The 20,976-nt window shown below is 40.1% G+C and carries 19 protein-coding genes; 18 read left to right on the forward strand and 1 reads right to left on the reverse strand.

Annotated elements, in window-relative coordinates; genetic code table 11:
* The first annotated feature begins 10 nt into the window (after positions 1-10).
* A complete protein-coding gene (locus tag cpu_RS05335) occupies positions 11-2,902 on the forward strand; it encodes a DNA polymerase III subunit alpha (RefSeq protein ID WP_075859009.1) in 2,892 nt (963 codons plus the stop codon).
* Here the strand turns inward: cpu_RS05335 and spoVB are convergent.
* Positions 2,892-4,391 (reverse strand): stage V sporulation protein B, encoded by a 1,500-nt coding sequence (gene spoVB, locus cpu_RS05340; protein ID WP_075859010.1) that lies wholly within the window; start codon positions 4,389-4,391, stop codon positions 2,892-2,894. The genes cpu_RS05335 and spoVB overlap by 11 nt on opposite strands.
* Positions 4,392-4,551: 160 nt before the next feature.
* Between spoVB and fusA the strand changes: the two genes are divergently transcribed.
* The 17 genes from fusA (at position 4,552) to cpu_RS05425 (ending at position 20,934) form a co-directional block, all read left to right on the forward strand.
* Positions 4,552-6,570 carry an elongation factor G gene (gene fusA / locus cpu_RS05345; protein WP_075859011.1) on the forward strand — a complete coding sequence of 673 codons (2,019 nt, stop codon included), beginning with the start codon at positions 4,552-4,554 and terminating at the stop codon, positions 6,568-6,570.
* Positions 6,571-6,754: 184 nt separating this feature from the next.
* The gene (locus tag cpu_RS05350; RefSeq protein WP_075859012.1) at positions 6,755-7,558 is read left to right on the forward strand and encodes a flagellar motor protein; all 804 of its coding nucleotides are present in this window, start codon (positions 6,755-6,757) and stop codon (positions 7,556-7,558) included.
* Positions 7,539-8,339, forward strand: a complete 801-nt coding sequence (locus cpu_RS05355) for an OmpA/MotB family protein (RefSeq protein WP_075859013.1) — start codon at positions 7,539-7,541, stop codon at positions 8,337-8,339. The genes cpu_RS05350 and cpu_RS05355 overlap by 20 nt, the downstream gene beginning before the upstream one ends.
* A gap of 13 nt (positions 8,340-8,352) precedes the next feature.
* Entirely contained in the window at positions 8,353-9,924 is a 1,572-nt protein-coding gene (locus tag cpu_RS05360) for a methyl-accepting chemotaxis protein (RefSeq protein WP_075859014.1), read from the forward strand.
* 16 nt (positions 9,925-9,940) lie between these two features.
* On the forward strand, positions 9,941-10,411 hold the full coding sequence (locus cpu_RS05365; protein ID WP_075859015.1) for a chemotaxis protein CheW: 471 nt from the start codon (positions 9,941-9,943) through the stop codon (positions 10,409-10,411).
* 14 nt (positions 10,412-10,425) lie between these two features.
* On the forward strand, positions 10,426-12,525 hold the full coding sequence (locus cpu_RS05370) for a chemotaxis protein CheA (RefSeq protein ID WP_234970195.1): 2,100 nt from the start codon (positions 10,426-10,428) through the stop codon (positions 12,523-12,525).
* Entirely contained in the window at positions 12,512-13,534 is a 1,023-nt protein-coding gene (locus cpu_RS05375; protein ID WP_075859017.1) for a protein-glutamate methylesterase/protein-glutamine glutaminase, read from the forward strand. Before cpu_RS05370 ends, cpu_RS05375 begins: the two co-directional genes overlap by 14 nt.
* A 57-nt stretch (positions 13,535-13,591) precedes the next feature.
* Entirely contained in the window at positions 13,592-13,861 is a 270-nt protein-coding gene (gene flgM, locus cpu_RS05380; RefSeq protein WP_075859018.1) for a flagellar biosynthesis anti-sigma factor FlgM, read from the forward strand.
* On the forward strand, positions 13,862-14,236 hold the full coding sequence (locus cpu_RS05385; RefSeq protein ID WP_075859019.1) for a hypothetical protein: 375 nt from the start codon (positions 13,862-13,864) through the stop codon (positions 14,234-14,236).
* Positions 14,237-14,247: 11 nt separating this feature from the next.
* Positions 14,248-15,672 (forward strand): flagellar hook-associated protein FlgK, encoded by a 1,425-nt coding sequence (gene flgK / locus cpu_RS05390; protein ID WP_075859020.1) that lies wholly within the window; start codon positions 14,248-14,250, stop codon positions 15,670-15,672.
* Between the two features lie 14 nt (positions 15,673-15,686).
* Positions 15,687-16,550 carry a flagellar hook-associated protein FlgL gene (flgL, locus tag cpu_RS05395; RefSeq protein ID WP_075859021.1) on the forward strand — a complete coding sequence of 288 codons (864 nt, stop codon included), beginning with the start codon at positions 15,687-15,689 and terminating at the stop codon, positions 16,548-16,550.
* 18 nt (positions 16,551-16,568) lie between these two features.
* On the forward strand, positions 16,569-16,868 hold the full coding sequence (locus cpu_RS05400; RefSeq protein WP_075859022.1) for a DUF6470 family protein: 300 nt from the start codon (positions 16,569-16,571) through the stop codon (positions 16,866-16,868).
* 21 nt (positions 16,869-16,889) lie between these two features.
* On the forward strand, positions 16,890-17,345 hold the full coding sequence (gene fliW, locus cpu_RS05405; RefSeq protein ID WP_075859023.1) for a flagellar assembly protein FliW: 456 nt from the start codon (positions 16,890-16,892) through the stop codon (positions 17,343-17,345).
* Positions 17,329-17,550, forward strand: a complete 222-nt coding sequence (csrA, locus tag cpu_RS05410; protein WP_075859024.1) for a carbon storage regulator CsrA — start codon at positions 17,329-17,331, stop codon at positions 17,548-17,550. Before fliW ends, csrA begins: the two co-directional genes overlap by 17 nt.
* A 22-nt stretch (positions 17,551-17,572) precedes the next feature.
* Positions 17,573-19,345, forward strand: a complete 1,773-nt coding sequence (locus cpu_RS05415) for a motility associated factor glycosyltransferase family protein (RefSeq protein WP_075859025.1) — start codon at positions 17,573-17,575, stop codon at positions 19,343-19,345.
* 9 nt (positions 19,346-19,354) lie between these two features.
* The gene (locus tag cpu_RS05420) at positions 19,355-19,684 is read left to right on the forward strand and encodes a DUF8042 domain-containing protein (RefSeq protein ID WP_075859026.1); all 330 of its coding nucleotides are present in this window, start codon (positions 19,355-19,357) and stop codon (positions 19,682-19,684) included.
* Between the two features lie 8 nt (positions 19,685-19,692).
* Entirely contained in the window at positions 19,693-20,934 is a 1,242-nt protein-coding gene (locus cpu_RS05425) for a motility associated factor glycosyltransferase family protein (RefSeq protein ID WP_075859027.1), read from the forward strand.
* The last annotated feature ends 42 nt before the right edge of the window (positions 20,935-20,976 follow it).

Consider the following 20,976-nt stretch of genomic DNA (forward strand, 5'->3'; position numbering starts at 1 on the left):
GGGAAGTTTTATGGTAGCTTATATCCCCTTAAATATTAAAACTGGCTATAGTTTTTTAGAAAGCAGCATTAAGCTTGAGGATTTAATGGAAAAAACCGTCCAGCAGGGTTTAAAAGCATTAGGTATTACGGATACCAATCTTTTTGGTGCTGCCAAAGCGTTTTTTTTAGCTAAAGCTTATAATTTAAAGCTTCTCCTCGGGCTTGAAGTTAAAAGTGAGGCAGGTCCACTTTGGCTTTACGCCCGGGATAACGAGGGTTATAAATTTTTGGTCAGGGCGGCTACCCGCAGGTATTTTGACCGGGAACTGTTGTCCCTTACCGAGCTACTAGAAGCCAAAGGACTTGTTATCCTTGCGGGGGCAGAATTTTTAGCGGCGGGTTTAAAAAAAGTCCTTTTGTTAAAGGAAGCTTTCGGCAGTGATTTTTACCTGCTGGTAACGGAAAAGGACCTTTTGTTTAAATCCGAAAGCCTTAAAACTTTTCTGGAAATTGAAAGAAAATACCAGTTGAAACTTGTCGCCAGCAATAATCCTTGCTTTTTAGAAAAAAGCCATTATTTTTATTGCCGGCTACTTTTAGCCATGAAAAACAATACTACCTTAGACCAGATTTACCGGACATCCCCCTATGCTTATTATCTTTCCCCAGAGGAAATGGCAACAATTTTTGCTCCTCTTGCCCATAGTTTAAAGACTACTTTGGAAATTGCCGAAAAAGTCGGTGACTACTTTGTGGAGGAAGAGTTAAAGCTTCCCGATTTTACCTGTATGAGCGAAAAGGATGAGTATTTAAGAAAACTGTGTACCGAGGGAGCCTATAAACGCTACGGCTACCTATCCCGGCAGATAGAAGAGAGGCTTAATTATGAGCTTGAAATAATAAAGCGCTTGGGATTTGCTGGCTATTTTCTAATTGTCCACGATCTTGTGCGTTATGCTCGCTCCCAGAACCTTGCCCTGGGTCCAGGAAGAGGCTCGGCAACGGGGAGTCTGGTACTTTACCTTCTGGAGGTTACCGAGGTTGATCCTTTACAGCACGGGCTTTTGTTTGAACGGTTTTTAAATCCGGGACGCAAAGTTTTACCCGATGTGGATTTGGACTTTGGCCATTTAGACCGCGATCAGGTGATTGGTTATCTTTTCCAAAAATACGGTGAAGACGGAGTAGCCCATATCGGTACGGTAATAACCTTTGCCGCCCGGGGAGCAGTGCGGGAAGTAGCCAAAGCTTTAGGCTATCCTGAAGCGTTAATAAATAAGGTTACTCCTCTTTTTCCCGCTTTTGGCCAAAGCAGTATTGAAAAGGCTCTAAGGGTCCTACCGGAGATGCAGGAGGCGGCAAAAGACCAGGTAGTTAGAAACTTGCTGAAACACGCCCGGTTTTTTGAGGGGCATCCCCGCCATTTTTCGGTACACGCTTCTGGGCTGGTGGTTGCCCGGCGGGAAGATTTAGCCCAAATACCATTAGCTAAATCCCCCCGGGGAGAAAAAATAACCCAGTACGATAAGGATGATGTAGAGCGGTTGGGGTTTTTAAAAGTTGACGTTTTAGGGTTAAGGCTATTAACCGCTGTTTACCGGAGCCGGAAAAATGCTTCTATTCCTTTAGATGACCGGGCAACCTGGGAACGGATTCAAAAGGCTAAAACCATTGGCTGCTTTCAGTTAGAAAGTGATGGTATGCGTTATTACCTTGGTAAGGTGGCACCTCAAAATATTGAAGAACTAGCCCAGGCTTTGGCTCTTTTTCGCCCCGGTCCGTTAGAAAGCGGGCAGGTAGAAAACTATCTTTTAGCAAAACAGCAAAAAGCTTTACCGGTATATCCCCACCCGGCTTTAAAGCCGGTTCTGGAAGAAAGCTACGGCCTGGTCCTTTATCAAGAACAGGTGCTAAAAATAGCAGCGCTGGTAGCCGGCTTTGATCTTGCCAAAAGCGATGACTTAAGGCGGGCGATGTCCAAACATGACCGGAAAATCATGGAAGGCCTTTATGAAGAGTTTCGGACGGGAGCGCTAAAAAACGGTTATACTCCCGAAGATGCCGAAAAAATTTTTGGTTTATTAAAAAATTTCGCCGGCTACGGGTTTAACAAAGCCCACGGTATTTCCTATGCTTATCTGGCTTATCACTCGACTTACCTTGCTACCCATTTACCCAAAACTTATTTTACTTTGCTTTTAAATTCCGAGGGAGGCTTTTATCCGCCGTCTTTTTATTTGAGAGAAGCTGTCCGGCGGGGAATTAAAATCCTGCTTCCGGATATTAACGAAAGTCATTATGGCTTTACCGAAACCGCTTCTGGGATAAGAATTGGCTTTAAAGATATCGAAGGGGTAGGGCCAAAGGCGGCAGAAATAATTTTGGCGGCCAGGTCCACTCTTTATACTTCCTTCTGGGATTTCTGGCAGCGGGCAGGATACAAACTTACGGCGGAAACCACCAGAAATCTCATTTTAGCCGGGGCGTTTGATTGTTTTGGCCAAAGCCGGGAAAGTCTTTTATATTCCTTAGAAATGTATAAAATTACCAAGCCGGTTCCGGGGCTTTTTCCAGAAATTGCTTTTTCTTTGGAAAAGAGAAAAACGACCGGCGACTATTTAAAAAAAGCCCAAAAAGTTATTGGTTTAAAATTCTGGCTGAATTTGGAGGCAAAAGTGGAAAAAGAAAGAGACGGGTTTATAATAACCGGGGAGGTGACCTTTGGCCGGCGCCGCTATACCCGTAAGGGAGAACCTTTTTTAACCCTAACCCTGGAGAACTGGCAGGAATTTTACGAAGTATTAGTCCCCTCCTCCCTTTACGGTAAATCTTTCTGGAGCTTAACGAAAAAGTTTGTCCGGATTTGGGCAGTAGAAAAAGACGGACGCCTTCTTGCCCGAAAGATTATCCCTATCGCTTAAAGAGACGAAATAAGCGGTTTAGTTCATATGAGGTGACCCCGCCCAGGAGAAGCAAGAGCCCAAGGTAAGAAAATCCGACAAAGAAAATTCCCAGGACAAGGTTAAAAGGGATTGTGGGGCTAAAAATTTTAGCAAATTCATAACCTAAAAGGAAAGAGCCAATAAAGGCTAAGATAACCTTTAAAATAGTTTTATCGCCGGTTAGGAAACGAAGTTCGAGCTTTAGGGCAAAAAAACTTAGCATAAATAAAAGAAGGTGGTAAAGACCGAAGGCAAGGCACGTACCGATGATCCCCAGGTGGATCGTTAGAAAATAGAGAACGAGAATTTTTACCAGGCTTGCGACTAGCATAATGTAAAAAGGGATCTGGGGTTTTGATAAGCCCTGAAAGATGCCGGTTACGGTTTGATACCAGTACAAAAAAGGTCCGCTTAAAGCAAGGATGGTTAAAAGCTTTCCGGCTTCCGGGTATTTAAAGAGGAAAGAAGTAAGGGGAGTGGCATAGAGAAGTAAGAGGGCGGTGACCGGAAAGCCGGCCATTAAAGATAGCTTAAAGGCATAAAAAGAACGTTTTCTTATTAAAGAAAAGTTGTCCTGGCCAAGAGCCTCAGCAATACTGGGAACTAAAGTAGTAGACAGGGTATTGGTTATTACCGCTGGAGTAAGAAGAAGGGTCATCGCTACCCCCGAAAATAAACCGTAGGTGGCTGTAGCTTCCCGGAAGGATAGGCCGGATAAGACCAGAACTTTGGGAATTAACAGAGCATCTAAAGCGGAGAGGAGGGTTGCCATAATGCGGGTAAGGGTTACCGGAATAGCTAAGGAAAAGATTTTTTTGAGATAAACTACGGGAAATCTTAGAGGAAACGTAAATTTTTTATCTAAAAATAATAGGCCTACCAAAAGCCCAACCGCTTCCCCGGCCAAAACGCCAAGGGAAGGTCCGCAAAGAGCTTCTTTTAAGCTTATTTTAATAAAGGCTGAAGTTAACGCTAAGGATACTGTAATCCTAACGATTTGTTCAATATTTTGCGCCAATGCTGGAACATTCCAGCGCAAAAGTCCGATAAAATATCCCCTTAAAGCTGATGACGCGGCGATTACGGGTATTGAAGGTACCAGCCATAAAAAAGCATAAAAACTATATTCCGAAGGAAATAAAAGATTGCGAAAAAAGGGAAGAATGAAAAAAAATACCCCTAAGACGGCAATGCTAAAAAATAAAAGGAAGATTATGGAGAAAAAAAGAAGGGTTTTACTCTCAGCACGGTTTTTAGAGCCTTCCTGAGCTATAGTTTGGGACAGAGCCAGAGGTATTCCCAGGGTTGCGACCACTAATAAAAAAACAAAAACCGGATAAGCCATATTGTAGTAACCAATCCCTTCTGCTCCCAAAAGCCGTACAATTAAAATCTGATAGATAAACCCCAAAATTCGGTTTAGAAAACTTACGAAACTCATGACAAGAGTTCCGTATAAAAGTGACATCCCAATACCCCTTTGCTTGATAAAGTTAGCGGTTATTAAAAAGTATGTTTAACAAAATTCCCTTAGAATTAAAAAAATTTAAAAAAAGAAAAGGAAAACCAAAAATTATGCTGAAATAATATATTAATATTAATAAAACATCAGCATAGGAGGGCTTTGGATGAGAAGCTACCCAACAGAGTTTTTAAGGAACATCGGTATCTTTGCCCACAGCGGGGCGGGCAAGACCAGTCTTACCGAAGCTTTGCTCTACAATACCGGGGTTTTAAGCCGTATGGGCCGGGTGGAAGACGGCAATACGGTTTCCGACTATCATCCAGAGGAAATTAAAAGGAAGGTGACCATTCACTCTTCCCTTGTGCCCTGTGAGTGGAACAATCACAAGTTAAACTTTATCGATACTCCCGGGTATGCGGATTTTATTGGTGAGGTAAAAAGTGTCTTAAAAGTAGTAGAAGGGGCAATTTTCGTGGTTTGCGCGGCATCCGGCGTGGAGATTCAGACGGAAGTGGTCTGGAATCTTGCAGACAATGCTGGTTTGCCGCGTTTTGTATTTATAAATAAAATTGACCGGGAAAATGCCAGTTTTGAGAAAACTTTAAACCAGATACGGGAGATTCTTTCCTCCAAAGTCGTACCTTTGCAGATACCAATTGGCGAAGGGGAAAACTTTAAAGGATATATAGATATCCTCAAAAATAAGGCGTACCTTTTTGATGGAAAAAGCCTAAAAGAAAGCGCCGTCCCCGCTGATTATGAGGATAAAGTTATGGAAGCCTGGATGCAATTAACGGAAGCTGCTGCGGAAAATGACGATGAGCTCCTAATGATGTATTTAGATGGTGCAGAATTAACTCCGGAACAGGTAGCTTTTGGTTTGAAAAAAGGGGTCATGGCGGGGAAAGTTTATCCCCTTTTTGTGGGTTCTGCTACAAAAAATATCGGAATTAAAGATTTGTTAAATGCCGCTTGTGAGCTCTTGCCGCCTCCCCCAAAACATTACGACCATCCAGTAGCGTATGTGTTTAAAACTTTAGCTGACCCCTATGTTGGCAGAATTAACTTTGTGAAAGTTTTGGGTGGAGCTTTAAAGCCTGAGACCACTCTTTATAACTTTAAAAAAGACAAACCGGAAAAAATTGGTCATATCCTCTATATGCGGGGAAAAGAGCAGGCGCAAACTGAAGAAGTACCGGCCGGAGATATTGCTTGCTTAATTAAACTTACCGAAACCGGTACCGGCGATGTTTTAAGTTTAAAAGATAAGCCTGTCGAGATTGAACCGATAGATTATCCTACTCCCAACATGACCATTGCCATTCTCCCCAAAAGTAAAAACGATGAAGACCGCCTTTCTACCGCTCTCCATCGTGCCTTGGAAGAAGACCCAACCCTTAGACTTGAGAAAAACTTGGAGACCCACCAGAACCTCCTTTCGGGGATGGGAGAACTTCATTTAGAAATTGTTTTAGAGTCAATTAAGAGAAAATTTGGCGTTGAAGTTGTTACTGAAGAACTGAGAGTACCTTACCGGGAAACGATTAGGAAAACGGTACAGGTGGAAGGCAAATATAAAAAGCAAACCGGAGGTCGGGGGCAGTACGGCCATGTGTGGCTGCGTTTAGAGCCGCTTCCCGATAAAGAATTTGAATTTGGGGAAGAGATTTTTGGCGGGGCAGTTCCCAAACAGTACTTTCCGGCGGTGGAAAAAGGTATCCGGGAAGCGTTAAATGAAGGGGTACTGGCCGGTTATAAAGTGATGAATGTGCGCGCAGTACTGTATGACGGCTCCTATCACCCGGTCGATTCTTCGGAGATGGCCTTTAAGATTGCTGCCAGTCAAGCCTTTAAAAAAGGTGTACGGGAAGCCAATCCGGTAATTTTAGAGCCGATTATGGAAGTGGAAGTTACCGTACCGGAGCAGTTTATGGGGGATGTGATTAGCGACTTTAACGGCAAACGGGGTCATGTCTTAGGAATGGAAACTCAGGGCCGCTGGGCTAAAGTTAAAGCCCATGTTCCCTATGCCGAAATGTTAAAATACAATATTGACCTAAAAGCCATGACCCAGGCTCGGGGCTTTTATACTATGACCTTTAGCCATTATCAGGAAGTACCGCCTAAACTGCAGGAAGAAATTATCAAAAAAGCAAACTTAAATAAAAAAGAGGAAGAATAAGCCTGGTTTTTTGCCAGGCTTTTATCTTCTAATAAAATACTAATCAAAATTGCCGAAATATTTCTTGGAGATGCAATTTATATGATTTTTTGATAAATTTTGAACCTAATATAACTTAAACTATAAAATTTTGCAGATTATTTGTTATAATTAAAACAAAAATGGGTTTAAGGGGCGAGAAACGATGGAGATAATGGTTGTTTTAGGTGTAGTTTTAGCTTTTGCCTCATTAATTACGGGATTTTTAATGGAAGGGGGTACTATTTCTGCTCTGGTAGCACCTTCAGCGGCTTTAATAATTTTTGGGGGAACAATTGGGGCCAGTATCGTGGCTTTTTCGACGGAAGAAGTATTAGCAATTCCCAAATATTTTAAAATCATGCTTACCCAGAAACTACCTAATGAATTAGAAGTAGTTAAACAAATTGTAACGTTATCCCAAAAAGCCCGGCGGGAAGGTTTACTAGCCTTAGAAAATGACCTGCCTAACATTAAAGATGATTTTCTGCGGCGGGGTTTGCAGTTAATCGTTGATGGTACCGACCCTGAGCTGTTCCGTTCAATCCTAGAAAACGAAATTTACGCCATAGCCGAAAGACACCGGGCAGGAGCCGAATTTTTTGAAGCGGCCGGAGGGTATGCTCCGACCATGGGGATTATCGGTACGGTGATGGGATTGGTGCACGTTTTAGGGCAACTTTCTACTCCGGACAAACTCGGTCCGGCCATTGCGATGGCTTTTACAGCAACTTTATATGGGGTTTCATCGGCTAACATTTTGTGGCTACCTTTTTCGGCAAAGCTCAAAAATTTAAGTAAAAAAGAACTGTTAATTCGGGAAATGATGTTAGAAGGTTTAGTTTCTTTACAGGAAGGTCACAACCCCTTGTTGATTGAAGAGAAACTTCGGTCATTCTTAAAACCCAAACTTAGGGAGCAAAACCTAAAAGAAGGTAAAGGTGAATTAAATGAAGCGGCGTCCGCATGAGGGAAAAAAGCCAAATCACGAGCGCTGGTTAATTACTTACGCTGATATGATTACGCTTTTAATGGTAATGTTTATAGTTTTATATGCCCTTTCTAATGTGGATGCGAATAAGTTTAGAGCTCTGGCGGACTCACTAAGTAAAGCTTTAGGGGGAGGAGGAATAGTTTTAACTAACGTTGGACCCGATGTGGTAACTGGGAGTAATGCAAGTGTAAGCGGCAGTATGGGCAAGTCCAATAACGAACAATTACCAGCGGTCGATGAAAAAGATTTAAAAGAAACCGCTAATTTGGCAATTATCAAGACAAAGGTAGAATCGTACATAAAAGCCAAAGGTTTAAACGCCAGCGTTACAGCGACCCTGGAAGAAAGGGGAGTGGTTATATCCTTTAAAGATGCCATTTTGTTTAAATTAGGCTCGGCAGAACTTACTCCCAAAGCTCGAACTATAGTCAGACAGATTGGAGAAATTTTACTTCCTTTACCCAATTATATCCGAATTGAAGGACATACCGATAACTTGCCGATTAAAACCAGTAAATATCCATCTAATTGGGAGCTTTCAACGGCACGGGCGACCTCGGTAGTACATGAGTTAATCGATGAACTGAATTTTCCTCCTTATCGCTTATCGGCGATAGGGTACGGGGAGTATCGGCCAAAAGTGCCCAATAATTCGGAACAAAACCGCCAAAAAAATCGCCGGGTTGATATAGTTATTTTAAAAACAAAGTATGATGTGGCCGAACCAAAGAGTGAAAAATCTGCGGGAAGTAAATAAAGGGGGGAAAGCAATGGGGGGATTTAAACTTCGGTTAAGCATCCGGGCCAAACTTTTTATCCTGACTTTTATCTTGGCTTCGATGATGGTAATTGGAGGAACGGGTGCGGTATTTTCTACCTATTTGGTTAACCAAAGCCATGAAAAGCAAAACAAAGAGCTTTTAGGAGAGCTTCAACGGTTAGGGGAAATAAAAACCTCTCTTTTTCAGTTTTTTAACTCTACCAACGATTACCTCCTTTTTCCTAATTCTCAAAGGCTGGCGGAGGTGAAGAAAAACTATCGGGAAATTTCTAATCTTTTGACCTCTGCCAAAAAATTGGCCCACAGCAGTGAAGAAAAGCAACAATATGATGAAATTGCATCGATTTTAAATAAATCCCAAAATTTATTAGAAAAAAATGCTATTAATACTAATTTCGAACAACGACAAACCGCAATGAATATGCTCCAAACCAATGCCAGGAATATCTTACATCACTTAAATAAACTGGAAGATATTGCTAAACAAGAAGATAACAAGGCACGGGAAAAACTTTTAAAAATCTTTAAAGTCGCAGCCGGAGCGGTGGGAGGTAGTACCGCTTTAGCGGCAATCTTAGCGATGACCATTGGGTATTTTATTACCAATCCCCTTATTGTTTCTCTACAAAAATTAAGAGAGACGGTGCGCAAGGTTGAAGAAGGTTGTCTTAATTGTACGGTTGAAATTAAACAAAATGATGAATTAGGGGATTTATCGAATGACTTAAATAACATGATCTTAAAGTTAAATAGTCTAATTTCCACAATAACTTCGGAGCTAGAAAACTTATACGGGGTTTCCGACCAGGTAGCTTCAGCGGCGGAACAAGTATCTAAAGGGGCGGTTGAACAAGCCGCCCAGGTCCAAGGTGCCACCACGGCAGTAGATGAGATTGTTCGCGGAATTCAGGAAGCCGCCAATCAAGCGGCTAATGCTGCTAAAGTTTCAGAAGAAACGATGATGCAAGCGCAAACCGGAGCAAAAACCGTATCCCAATTAAACGATAGTATGGAAAAAATTAACCGCGAGATAAATAATTTGGGAAATAATATTTACCGAATTACCGAGTTTTTGGCAGTTATTGAAGATATTGCTGAACAAACAAGCCTTTTAGCTCTTAATGCGGCCATTGAAGCAGCTCGGGCCGGTGAACATGGCCGGGGATTTGCGGTGGTGGCGGAAAATGTAAGAAAGCTTGCCGAACGTTCTGCTAAATCCACCAAAGAAATAGAACAACTGGTGGCGGAAATTCAAAAGAGCAGTAGGGAAACTTTTGCTGCCCTCCATGATGGTAATGAAATGGTTAACAAAAATAAAGAATCTTTTAACCAGATTTTAAATGCCGTTAATTCCGTAGTCGCAATGATTGAAGAAATAGCAAAATACGGCAATGATGTGGCAACGCGTGCCAGCCAAACCATTGAAATGATTAACTCGATTTCTGCAGTTACCCAGGAAACCGCAGCTACCACGGAAGAACTGGCGGCTACTTCTCATACTTTGGTTGAAACTTCCAATAAGATCAAGGCCCAAATAGCTTATTTTAATACCAGCAATTAAGGGAGGAGGCATTTTTATGACTGAAAATCTAACAAAAAAAAGTGAAGCGCAAATTGTAATTTTTACATTAAATCAACAACAATACGGCGTAGATATCGCTCAGGTGTTTGAAATTATCCGTATGACGGATATTACCAAAATTCCCAATACCCCTTATTTTGTGGAAGGAGTAATTAACTTAAGGGGAAAAATTATCCCGGTTATTGATTTAAGAAAACGCTTAGGTATGCCCGAAGTAGAGCGAGATAAAGCTACCAGGATAATAGTTGTGGATGTGGATGGCCTAACGGTGGGCATGATTGTGGACTCGGTGATGGAAGTATTTCGTTTAAACGATGTGGAAATCGAATCAACTCCCTCCATGATTAACGATATCGATTCGTCTTTTATTCAGGGGATTGCCATTAAAGACGAGCGGATGATTATCTTACTGGATTTAAATCGGGTCTTAAAGGGTGAAGAAAAGGAAGCTTTAGCAAATCTGTAAATTTGAGGTGAGCTATGGTGTTTTCCGATGCGGAAATGGCGGTTTTTTTAGATGAACTGGAAGAAAAAATTCAGGTATTAACCGATAATTTACTTTTGTTAGAACAGTCCGGAGAAGATGACCCCAAAGTTTTACAGGAAATCTTCAGGGCTGCTCATACCATTAAAGGTTCTTCGGCGGTAATGGGTTTTACCAAGATGTCTTCCCTTACCCATGAAATTGAAAATATCTTTGATAAGATGCGAAATAACGAATTAAAGCCCACTTCTTCCCTCATAAACATCCTTTTTGAAGCTTTAGATGCATTAAAAATTTTAAGGGATGAAATCGTTACCGAAAATGCGGAAAAGTATGATACTACCGAGATCATTGCCAAACTTAAAGAAGCTATTATGGGTACGGGAGCTAAATCTCCCGAAACTTATGCTCCTAAAGGGGAGACTGCGGAATTTTCTGGGGAAGAAATAGAAAAAATTAGGGAATTTGAGTTAAAAGGGTATCAGCTATCTGAAATCAAGGTATACCTTGATCCTGCTGCGGTAATGAAATCGGTCCGGGCATTTATCGTATTGCAGCAATTAAAGGAGCTCGGAACGGTGATCAAAACCGTTCCTTCCGAGGAAATTTTAGTAAAAACTGAAGATTTCAACGATTTTATCGTTTATTTGGCAACAAACGAAGATGACGACCGTCTGCAAAACATCTTATTAACCATCCCGGAAGTAGAACGGGTGGAAATTAGCGCTAAACAGTTAGAAGATAACATAGAAGCAAGAAATGAGGAAAAAAAGGTAGAAAAAACTGACGTAAAAGATATAGTTTCGGAAAAAACAGCAACGGTGGAAAAGCCGGCAGCAGAGGTAAAAACTAAAACTTCCGCTGTAGCTCCAGCGGAGGAGAAAAAGGTAACGCAGACCGTTCGGGTGGACGTTCAGAAGCTAGACACATTAATGAACCTGGTGGGCGAATTGGTCATTGACCGGACTCGTCTTTTAAGTGTCATTGATAAACTTTATACTCTCAGCCGGGAAAATAATGAATTAGTAGAGACCTTAGCGGAAGTATCCTCCCATGTCGGACAAATTACTACCGATTTGCAGGATGTAATTATGAAAGCCCGAATGTTGCCAATAGCTCAGGTCTTTAACCGCTTTCCTCGCATGGTACGGGATTTGGCCCAGAAGCTTAATAAAGAAGTTGAGTTTATTGTAGAAGGTAAGGAAACGGAGCTGGACCGAAACGTCATCGAAGTAATCGGGGACCCGTTAATTCATTTAATTAGAAATGCATTGGACCACGGGATAGAGCTTCCGGAAGAACGGGAAAAAATTGGTAAGCCACGGACTGGCCGTCTGCGGCTGGCGGCAGCTTACCTGGAAAATAATATTGTCATAACTGTAGAGGACGACGGTCGGGGTATAGACCCGCAAGCAGTTCGAGCTAAAGCCATCGAACAAGGAATTATTTCTGAGCGCGACGCAGAAATGCTATCCGATAAAGAGGCCATTAAACTAATCTTCCGTTCGGGACTTTCGACAGCCCAGAAGGTTAATGATATTTCCGGCCGGGGCGTAGGTATGGATATAGTGAAATCCCAGATCGAGCAGATAAACGGCGAGGTCCAGGTGGAAAGCCAGGTAGGGAAAGGGACAACGTTTACCATTCGCCTGCCCCTTACTTTGGCAATTATCCGGGCTCTTTTAGTAGAGCATCAAGGGCAAATCTATGCATTTCCCTTAAATTTTGTGCAGGAAACCTTAATTGCCGATCAAAACGAGTTTCGAAAGGTTTCCGGTTATGATGTGATGTTATTACGGGGCAAGGTGCTGCCGCTAATTTCCCTGTCCAAGCTCTTTAATCTGCCCGAAGAGCAGGAGCAAAAACAATGGTATTTTGTGGTAATCTTAGGTACCGGCAATCACCGGCTGGGCGTGATTGTTGATAACCTTTTGGGTGAACAGGAAATTGTGATTAAATCCCTGGGGGAATACCTCGGTCAGGTCAAGGGTCTATCGGGAGCTACAATCCTTGGCGATGGCCGGATCGGTCTAATCATCGATGCTCGAGGAATTTTGCAGGATAATGAAATAGGTGAATTAAATGTCGCGGTATAAGCTTTTTATTGTGGATGATTCGGCCTTAATCCGCCTCCGGCTGAAAACAAGTCTTGCTTTATGGCCCGAAATCCAGATAGTTGGGGAAGCGGAAAATGGTCAGGAAGCTTTAAAGAAAATCCCGTTGGTTAAGCCCGATGTAGTTACGCTGGATTTAGAAATGCCGGTACTGGATGGCCTAAGCACCCTGAAAGAGTTAAATAGGGTTTATCCGGTACCGGTGATCATGCTTTCTTCTTTAACTACCCAGGGGGCTAAGGCTACTATTGAGGCCCTGGAAAACGGGGCTGTAGATTTTATACCCAAAGACGGCGATTGGAACAAAGTTATTTTGGAACTTACGGAAAAGGTGAAAATAGCTGCATTAGCCAAAAAGCAGCCAAATCTTCTTACCGGGGAAACGCTGGGAGTAAAAAGCCTAACCCTTGGAAAAAACGGCCGGCAGTTAGTGGTGATAGGGGCTTCGACCGGCGGTCCTCCGGCTTTAAGAGAAATTATACCTAAACTTCCAGCAACGTTTCCGTCTCCGATAGTAATCATTCAGCATATTACCCGCGGATTTAGTAAACCACTGGCAGACCAGCTGGCCAGAGTTTCCCGGCTAAAGGTAAAGGAAGCGGAAAAGGACGAGCAGTTACTGCCGGGGACGGTTTATGTGGCCCCTGCCGGTTATACCTTTAAAATTGAAAAACACGGTGGTAGTTTAACCGCCAAAGTTATTGAGCCGGTGGAATACCTGCCGGCTCATTTCTACCCGTCGGTGGATGAGGCGATGCTTTCGGCAGCGGAAGTGGCGGGCAGTAAAACCATAGGAGTTTTGCTAACGGGTATGGGAAGGGATGGAGCGATCGGGATGAAAGCTATCAAAGAACAGGGTGGCTATACCATTGCTCAGGACGAGGAAACTTCGGTAGTTTACGGTATGCCAAAAGCGGCGGTAGAAATTGGTGGGGTTTCTAAGGTTTTGCCCCTGGCGGCAATTGCTGAAGAAATTGCCGCCAATATCTAAATAAATTACGTTTTTTTCCGAAATAATAGGTAGCACAATAGGATATGAGGGGATAGTATGCGGATAAGTCGGGTAGATTTTAAAAATGTAGTGGAGCTTTACACTAAAGCGATTCCTTCGGTGGCACGGATCGAGAAAAGTAAAACCGATGAGGTTGTTTTAACCGAAAGCGGCCAGGAAATCCTTAAACTCAGGAAAAAACTTGCGGAAATTCCCGAAGTGCGGGAAGAATTGGTAAGTAAAATAAAAGAAAAGATTTTATCCGGTGAGTACCAAATTGACGTAGAAAAATTGGCCGCAAAGTTAAAAGAATGGGGCGAATTTTAAATGGAGGAAGGGATTAAAGAACTTTTTAGGAAAGAAGTTCGGCTTTTAGCCGAACTTTTAGTTATCATAGATGAGCAAATTCAGAATATCCTTGAGCAAAAAATTGACGATTTTAGCAAAAATCTACAAAAAATGGCTGGAATAGCGACGGAAGTGGCGGAAGTAGAAAAAGAACGGTATGCGGCAACGTATGGCCGGGATTTCAGCGACGAAGACGCCGAAGTAATTACCGCACTTAAGGAGCATGCTCGAAAAGTGCAGGAGAAAAACGAAACATTAACGTTGCTTTTGCGGCAGGAGCTTTCCTTTAACCAGTTTTTGCAAAAAAATCTGCTGCCGGAGGGTAATAACTCGATTTTAGACCGGCAGGTATAAGGAGGAGCGAAATGTTTAATTTAAGCTTGGAAACGGCTCTTAGTTCTCTTCGGGCCCAGCAGCTGGCCCTGGACATTACTTCCCATAATATTGCAAACTCCAATACTCCTGGCTATACCAGGCAGCGGGTAAATTTTGCTCCCAATACCCCTTTTCCGGTGCCTTCCCTTTTTGCCCCAATGCAGCCGGGCCAGGTAGGTACCGGGGTAGTGGTGGCGTCAATTGAACGGGTTCGGGATACTTTTATGGACATTGAGTACCGCAAAGAAGTAATGAATTTAGGATACTGGGAAACCAGAAGTGATGCTTTAGATAAAATCCAGTTAATCATCAATGAACCATCCGATACCGGTTTAAACCAGTTAATGGACAAGTTCTGGAATGCTTGGCAGGAACTTTCAAAAAACCCGGAAAACCTCGCAACCAGGGCGGTAGTCCAGCAGACTGCTCAAGCCCTTGCGGAAACTTTTAACCACCTGCGGGGGCAATTAGATAGCCTGCAAAACGATTTGGACTTTGCGGTGCAAACTAACGTCGAGGAAATTAACTCTATTGCCCGGCAGATTCGGGACATCAACGACCAGATTTATAAAACCAATATAGTTAAATTTAACGCTAATGACCTCATGGACCAGCGGGATGAGCTGTTAAATAAATTAGCGAAAATTATTGATTTTACTTTAATAGATAATAACGACGGTACCGTTTCCATTGATATTGGCGGAAAGAAATTAGTTGATGGGTTAAATGTTAACTCTTTTAAAGTTGTAAAAAATGCTAATGGTTTTTTTGATGTACAGTGGAGTGATGGTACCCCTGTGAACTTAACTGCCCAAAAAGGGGAGCTTAGCTCTAATATCGTAGCCCGGGATGTTGATGTGCAGAAGATGAAAGATTACATGGACTCTTTAGCGAATACCTTGATTACGGAAGTTAATAATTTACATCATCAAGGGTTTGTTTTAGGATCCACTTCTCCCACTCCTGATGGGCCAGACTTCTTTACCGGAACTGATGCGAAAACTATTGCTTTATCTTCGGCGGTAAGTAACAATTTAAACAACATTGCGGCGGGGGCCACTAACAGTTCCGGTGATGGCGGTATTGCCTTGCAAATTGCCCAATTAAAAGATAAACTGACCATGGTGCTTCCCGGTTCCACAACCCCGACTGCCACGTTTAACGATTTTTACCGCACCATCGTATCCCGCCTTGGGGTTGACGCCCAGGAAGCGGACCGGATGTACCAAAACGAACAGCTTTTAACTAAAAACTTAAACAACAAGCGGATGGAATCGGGCGGGGTTTCAATTGATGAAGAGATGACCAATATGATTTTATACCAGAATGCCTACAATGCTGCGGCCCGCATCGTTACCGCTATTGATGAAATGATGGATATTGTCATAAACCGCATGGGCGTAGTCGGCCGTTAAGGAGGGTAAAGTAAATGCGCATAACTCCTGGAATGCTCAGGGATAACCTGCTTTATAACTTAAACCGCACCCTGGCCGATATGGAAAAAAGCCAGGAGATGCTGTCTAACGGTAAAGCTTTAACCAAGCCGTCCGATGATCCGGTAAAATTACTGCGGGCCATGAAATATCGAAGTGATATTACTCAGGGAGAACAGTACCAGAGAAATCTCGATGATGGTTTAAACTGGCTTAATACTACCGATACGGCTTTGGGTGAACTATCCGATCTTTTGCAACGGGTGAAGGAATTAACGGTGTATGGAGCAAATAGCAGTTTACCTCAGGAGTCGTTAAATTCCATTGCTGAAGAGATTAGACAAATTAAAGAGCAGGTAGGGGTTGTAGCCAATACCCAGTTTGCCGGGAAGTACATTTTCGGTGGGACAGAAGTGGATAAACAGCCGTGGGATGGTACCGCCTGGCAGGGGAATAATAGTGGAGTTTATTTTGAAATAGGAAACAACATTAAAGTCCAGGTTAATACCTTGGGCTCACCTTTATTTACCGATGTTATAAATACTTTAGACCAAATAATTAATCATTTAACTGCCGGGAATGTTTCTGCCTTATCTTCGGACTTAGGTTCTTTAGATAACAATCTAAACAGTGTTTTGGCTGCCCGGGCTGATGTGGGAGCTCGGACTAACCGGTTGGAGTTAATGCAAAACCGCCTTTTAGCTCAACTGGAATCAGAAAAAGAGCTATTATCCAAAACCGAAGATGCGGATATTGCGGCTACCATTATTGATTTAAAAAATCAGGAAAATGTTTACCGGTCGGCCTTGGCGGTAGGGGCACGCATTTTACCGCCAACTTTAGTAGATTTTTTGCGGTAAGCAAGCGAGCTGGTGGCAATGACTATTCTTAAAGTACAAGTTGATTCTACCCGATGTCGGGCGGATCTTGGATACTTAATTCCCTCGGAATTTTCCCGGGCTTATGCCAGGCAAGGAAGGGAAGAGGCGTTAGAAGGTACTGGTCGAAGAGCCGAGGAGGGTGATTATTTAGCAGCCTTTGAAAAAGGAAATACTATTGAAAATTTAGTTATACCGCCTGTAAACGAGGTAGAGCTCACAGTCCGAATGCTCCCCTCGGTAAGACCGGTGATAAAGTTTCACAGGAGCAATTCAGTGTTTTTGGATGTTTATATTTAATTTTTTAAGGTGGTGTTTATTTTGCGCCTTTTTTCTCCGGCATTAGGGGAAATCGAAGTCGATGAATCGCAAATCTTTTCCTTTCCCGAAGGGCTTCCGGGTTTTAGTCACTTAAAAGAGTTTCTTCTTCTAAGGCACCGGGAAAAGAGTCCTTTTTTCTTTTTAATAGCGGTAAACGAACCGGAAATTTATTTTATTTTGCTTGATCCTTCGAAATTTCTAACCGACTATGTCGTGGAGTTAGGTAACGAACAGCAAAGCCTTTTAAATATTACCGATGTCAAAGAAGTTTTAAGTTTAAACATTGTCCGTATTCCTCCCGAAGCTAAAGAAATAATTTTAAACTTAAAAGCTCCGGTAATTTTTAACCTAAAAGAAAAAATTGGCCGCCAGGTAATCTTGGAAGCTAACTACCCCGTTCGTTATCCAATCTCTTTAATTAAGGTAAAGGAGAAAACTAATGCTAGTCCTAAATAGAAAAGTAAACCAAAAAATTATTATTAACGGAGAAATTGAAATTACCGTCCTGGCGGTAGATAGCGAACGGGGACAGGTCAAGCTGGGTATAGCTGCTCCAAAGTATTACTCCATTTACCGGGAAGAACTGTGGCGGGAAATTGAGCGGGAGAATAAAGAGGCGGTGAGGGAAAGTATTGCAAAAATTTGTAAAGTAATTGACTAATTATATTTTTGAGGTGGCTAAAATGAATAGTTTTACTAAACTAGTTAAAAAAAAGTTAGTAGAGGAAACAAGAGCAAACGATACAGTGATTATGGGAAAAAGTAAAGATTGCTTTGATTTAGTAAAAATAAGAATAAATAATAAAGAAAATTATATCGGCAGTAAATATAATCACTTAAGAGATATTGAGTTACTATTAGAAAAAGTTAAGGAGGAAAAAAGCTATATTTATTTTATTTTTGGCTTGGGAGCAGGTGAATATATTGAACCTCTTTTAGAAAAGTTAGATGAAAAAAGTAAACTTATCATTGTTGAGCCAAACAAAAATATTATATTGAATTATTTTTTATTAAATAAAAAGGAAGTAAATGATGAAAGATTAATAATTATTGATTTCGACAAAAATTTATTTACAAATGTTTTTTATTCTTATGTAAAGGACGAAAATCAAAATGACGTAATATATTCAGTTTATGCCAATTATGATTATTTGTTTTACGTAGAATATAAAGATTTTTTGGAGATGCTTCGAGATTGTATAAGAAATCTTGCAATTAATCATAATACATATCTGATTTTTTCTGAGACCTGGTATTATACATATTTCAAAAATTTCAAAAGTGCAATAAAATCTAAACCAATAAATCTTTTAAAGGGTATTTTTAAAGGAAAGCCTGCCATTGTTGTGTCTGCTGGCCCATCTTTAGAAAAGAACGTTCATTTATTAAAGAATATTAGTGATAATTTCATTATTATTACTGGCGGAAGAACATTAAAAACTTTACTGGATCTTGGAGTGGAACCTGACTTTGTTTGTGTAGTTGATGCTGGAGAACCTTCTTATTTAGTTATTAAGGATGCTTTAAAATATCAATTTTCATCATACCTTTTATTTACTGAGATAACCAATGCGAAAGTTGTAGAAGAATTTCCTGGCGAAAAAGTGTTTTTTTCTGTGGAACAATCGACAAAACATTTATTGGACTATAAAGTTGATTCACTTTATACAGGAGGCTCTGTTGCTCATACCTGTGTAGACTTTGCTGTTTATTTGGGTTGTGATAATGTGATTTTAATCGGACAGGATTTAGCTTATACTGAGGATAAACATCATGCTGAATTGGCAACTTTTAATGAGGTAGATAAGGTAAAAAATATTAATAGTGAATACATTTTAGTTAATGGGCTAAATGGAGATAAAGTTAAAACGACCTCAGTTTTGGACGAATTTAGAAAAAAATTTGAAGGATATTTTGAAATGCATAAACACATTAAGTTTATCAATGCTACAGAAGGCGGAGCCTTTATAAATGGGGCAGAAGCGATGACGTTAAAAGAAGCTATTACTTTATATGGTAAAGAAAAGATTGATAAAACTAAAATATCTAAGGTATTAAGTGGCTTTGAGTTTGATTTAGAGTTAATAATGAACAACATTAAAGAACTTGCTGAACTGGCAACTAGAATTATTGAAAAAATTAATGATGCAAAATTAACTTTAGAACGACTAAGGAAAAAGGTAAGAAAAGGCAAAAATATTGGTGAAGAATTAAAAAAATTAGATGAGGTTGATTTATATTTACAGGATAAACTTAATAAATATGAGTTTATTAATTATTTAGCATACCCATACGTTTATGCTTTTATTGTAGATATGGGTTATGAAATAGGGGATAATGACGATGAAGTGAGCATGGTTAAGAAAATTTATAAAAAGAATAAAGAATTATATAATTTATTATTGGATTTATTTACAAAAACTAGAGGAATGTTAATAGATATCTTTGAGAAATGAGGAGAAAATATGGATCTTATAGCTGTAAAGAAGGAAATGAAAAAAATACTGCAAGAAACTATTTCTTTAATAAATTACATTGTAGCTGAAATTCAGGCAAAAAATTTTCAAAAAGCCTTAACTGATTATGTTGGGGTTATTGGAGTGATAGAAGAATTAATCAATTTAAAAATTAATTTAAGCACTTTAGAAAAAGTTGAAGAAACAGAAATTGAAACCTTAAGATCTGTTTTAAAAGAAGTTGTAAATGCTTTGGAAAATGCTGATTTTGTTTTGTTTGGTGATTTATTAGAATATGAATTAATACCAATCCTCGAAAAATGGGCGGAGGTTAATTAGGTGAAATTATGAACTCAAGAAAAATAGAGGTTTTGCTTGCAAAAAATAATAAAAATCATACATTAAAAATTAATAATATTTTTTTGCACAGTGCTTATAATCCCGTAAAAGAAGCTGAAACATTTGCAAAAAAAAATCTTGAAAAATTAAAAGATAGGCAACTTGTAGTTGTTTATGGCTTTGGATTAGGATACCATGTTAGAGAAATTTTAAAAATGTTAAATCAAAATGCTGAATTACATGTTTTTGACATTGACCATGAAGTATTTAATTTGGCAAAACGATATGGCAATATAAATGATATTTTAAACGATACCAGGTTTAATTTGTATGTTGGAGATAATGATGATTTTTATAAAAATTTTAAAGATATTTTAACTGTTGTTGAAGATATTATTATTTATGAACCTTCAGTACGTTTGCTGCCGGAAGAATATATTGATTTAAAAGATGCTTTATTTAATTTTATAATTGGCAAGAACTCCATAGAGAAGTACGGGGAATTGGCTAAAAAAAATATTGAGAGAAATTTAAGGTTAAATTATAAATTAATAGACGAATTTATTGAATTAAATAAAAATGTTACTAAACCTGTTGTCCTGGTAGCGGCAGGCCCTTCTCTTGATGAGACCCTTTACTATTTACGCAGAGTGAGAGATAAGGTTAAAATTTTTGCGGTAGGTAGTGCATTGAAAAATTTAATAAAAAATGAAATAATACCAGATATGTTTTGTATAATTGATCCTCAAGAAATAGTCTATGAACAAATAGAAGGTTTCGAAGATTTGGAAATACCTATGTGCTTTTTAGCTTCAGCCTCGAGCAAGGCTGTTGAAAGATATTTTGGCCCAAAGTATCTTTTTTTTAACGAGGAAAATGAATATGAGTCTGTGGTAGTAGAAACCGGCAAGTCTGTTTCTACTGCTGTTTTAAGCATTGCTATTTTATGTGGGGCAAAAACAGTTTTTTTTGCAGGCTTAGATTTAGCCTTTGTCAATAATAAATTTCATTGTAATAATTATCCTTATACTGATAATTTAAGTAGTTCAAATTACATGAAAGTTGAAGGAACTAACGGGGAATTTGTGAGCACAACGAGGGGCATGTATTATTATAAATTATGGATTGAGAAAAAGATCAGCCAGCACCAAGAGATAAAATTTATTAATTTAAGTAAAGGGGCTAAAGTAAAGGGATGTCAAACTTTAGATTTAGATGATTTATTAGCTTATATAGAGAAAAATTATTAAATTACTCTGATGTTATTTATAGGGAAAATCTAAAAGGGAGGA

Origin of the sequence: Carboxydothermus pertinax (genome assembly GCF_001950255.1) — a bacterium.
Classification (GTDB): Bacteria; Bacillota; Z-2901; order Carboxydothermales; family Carboxydothermaceae; genus Carboxydothermus; species Carboxydothermus pertinax.

What these genes read in the sequence shown, in the direction of transcription:
- cpu_RS05335 (WP_075859009.1), top strand. Translation starts at nt 11, where the DNA reads ATGGTAGCTTATATCCCCTTAAATATTAAAACTGGCTATAGTTTTTTA.
- spoVB (WP_075859010.1), bottom strand. Translation starts at nt 4,391, where the DNA reads ATGTCACTTTTATACGGAACTCTTGTCATGAGTTTCGTAAGTTTTCTA.
- fusA (WP_075859011.1), top strand. Translation starts at nt 4,552, where the DNA reads ATGAGAAGCTACCCAACAGAGTTTTTAAGGAACATCGGTATCTTTGCC.
- cpu_RS05350 (WP_075859012.1), top strand. Translation starts at nt 6,755, where the DNA reads ATGGAGATAATGGTTGTTTTAGGTGTAGTTTTAGCTTTTGCCTCATTA.
- cpu_RS05355 (WP_075859013.1), top strand. Translation starts at nt 7,539, where the DNA reads ATGAAGCGGCGTCCGCATGAGGGAAAAAAGCCAAATCACGAGCGCTGG.
- cpu_RS05360 (WP_075859014.1), top strand. Translation starts at nt 8,353, where the DNA reads ATGGGGGGATTTAAACTTCGGTTAAGCATCCGGGCCAAACTTTTTATC.
- cpu_RS05365 (WP_075859015.1), top strand. Translation starts at nt 9,941, where the DNA reads ATGACTGAAAATCTAACAAAAAAAAGTGAAGCGCAAATTGTAATTTTT.
- cpu_RS05370 (WP_234970195.1), top strand. Translation starts at nt 10,426, where the DNA reads ATGGTGTTTTCCGATGCGGAAATGGCGGTTTTTTTAGATGAACTGGAA.
- cpu_RS05375 (WP_075859017.1), top strand. Translation starts at nt 12,512, where the DNA reads ATGTCGCGGTATAAGCTTTTTATTGTGGATGATTCGGCCTTAATCCGC.
- flgM (WP_075859018.1), top strand. Translation starts at nt 13,592, where the DNA reads ATGCGGATAAGTCGGGTAGATTTTAAAAATGTAGTGGAGCTTTACACT.
- cpu_RS05385 (WP_075859019.1), top strand. Translation starts at nt 13,862, where the DNA reads ATGGAGGAAGGGATTAAAGAACTTTTTAGGAAAGAAGTTCGGCTTTTA.
- flgK (WP_075859020.1), top strand. Translation starts at nt 14,248, where the DNA reads ATGTTTAATTTAAGCTTGGAAACGGCTCTTAGTTCTCTTCGGGCCCAG.
- flgL (WP_075859021.1), top strand. Translation starts at nt 15,687, where the DNA reads ATGCGCATAACTCCTGGAATGCTCAGGGATAACCTGCTTTATAACTTA.
- cpu_RS05400 (WP_075859022.1), top strand. Translation starts at nt 16,569, where the DNA reads ATGACTATTCTTAAAGTACAAGTTGATTCTACCCGATGTCGGGCGGAT.
- csrA (WP_075859024.1), top strand. Translation starts at nt 17,329, where the DNA reads ATGCTAGTCCTAAATAGAAAAGTAAACCAAAAAATTATTATTAACGGA.
- cpu_RS05415 (WP_075859025.1), top strand. Translation starts at nt 17,573, where the DNA reads ATGAATAGTTTTACTAAACTAGTTAAAAAAAAGTTAGTAGAGGAAACA.
- cpu_RS05420 (WP_075859026.1), top strand. Translation starts at nt 19,355, where the DNA reads ATGGATCTTATAGCTGTAAAGAAGGAAATGAAAAAAATACTGCAAGAA.
- cpu_RS05425 (WP_075859027.1), top strand. Translation starts at nt 19,693, where the DNA reads ATGAACTCAAGAAAAATAGAGGTTTTGCTTGCAAAAAATAATAAAAAT.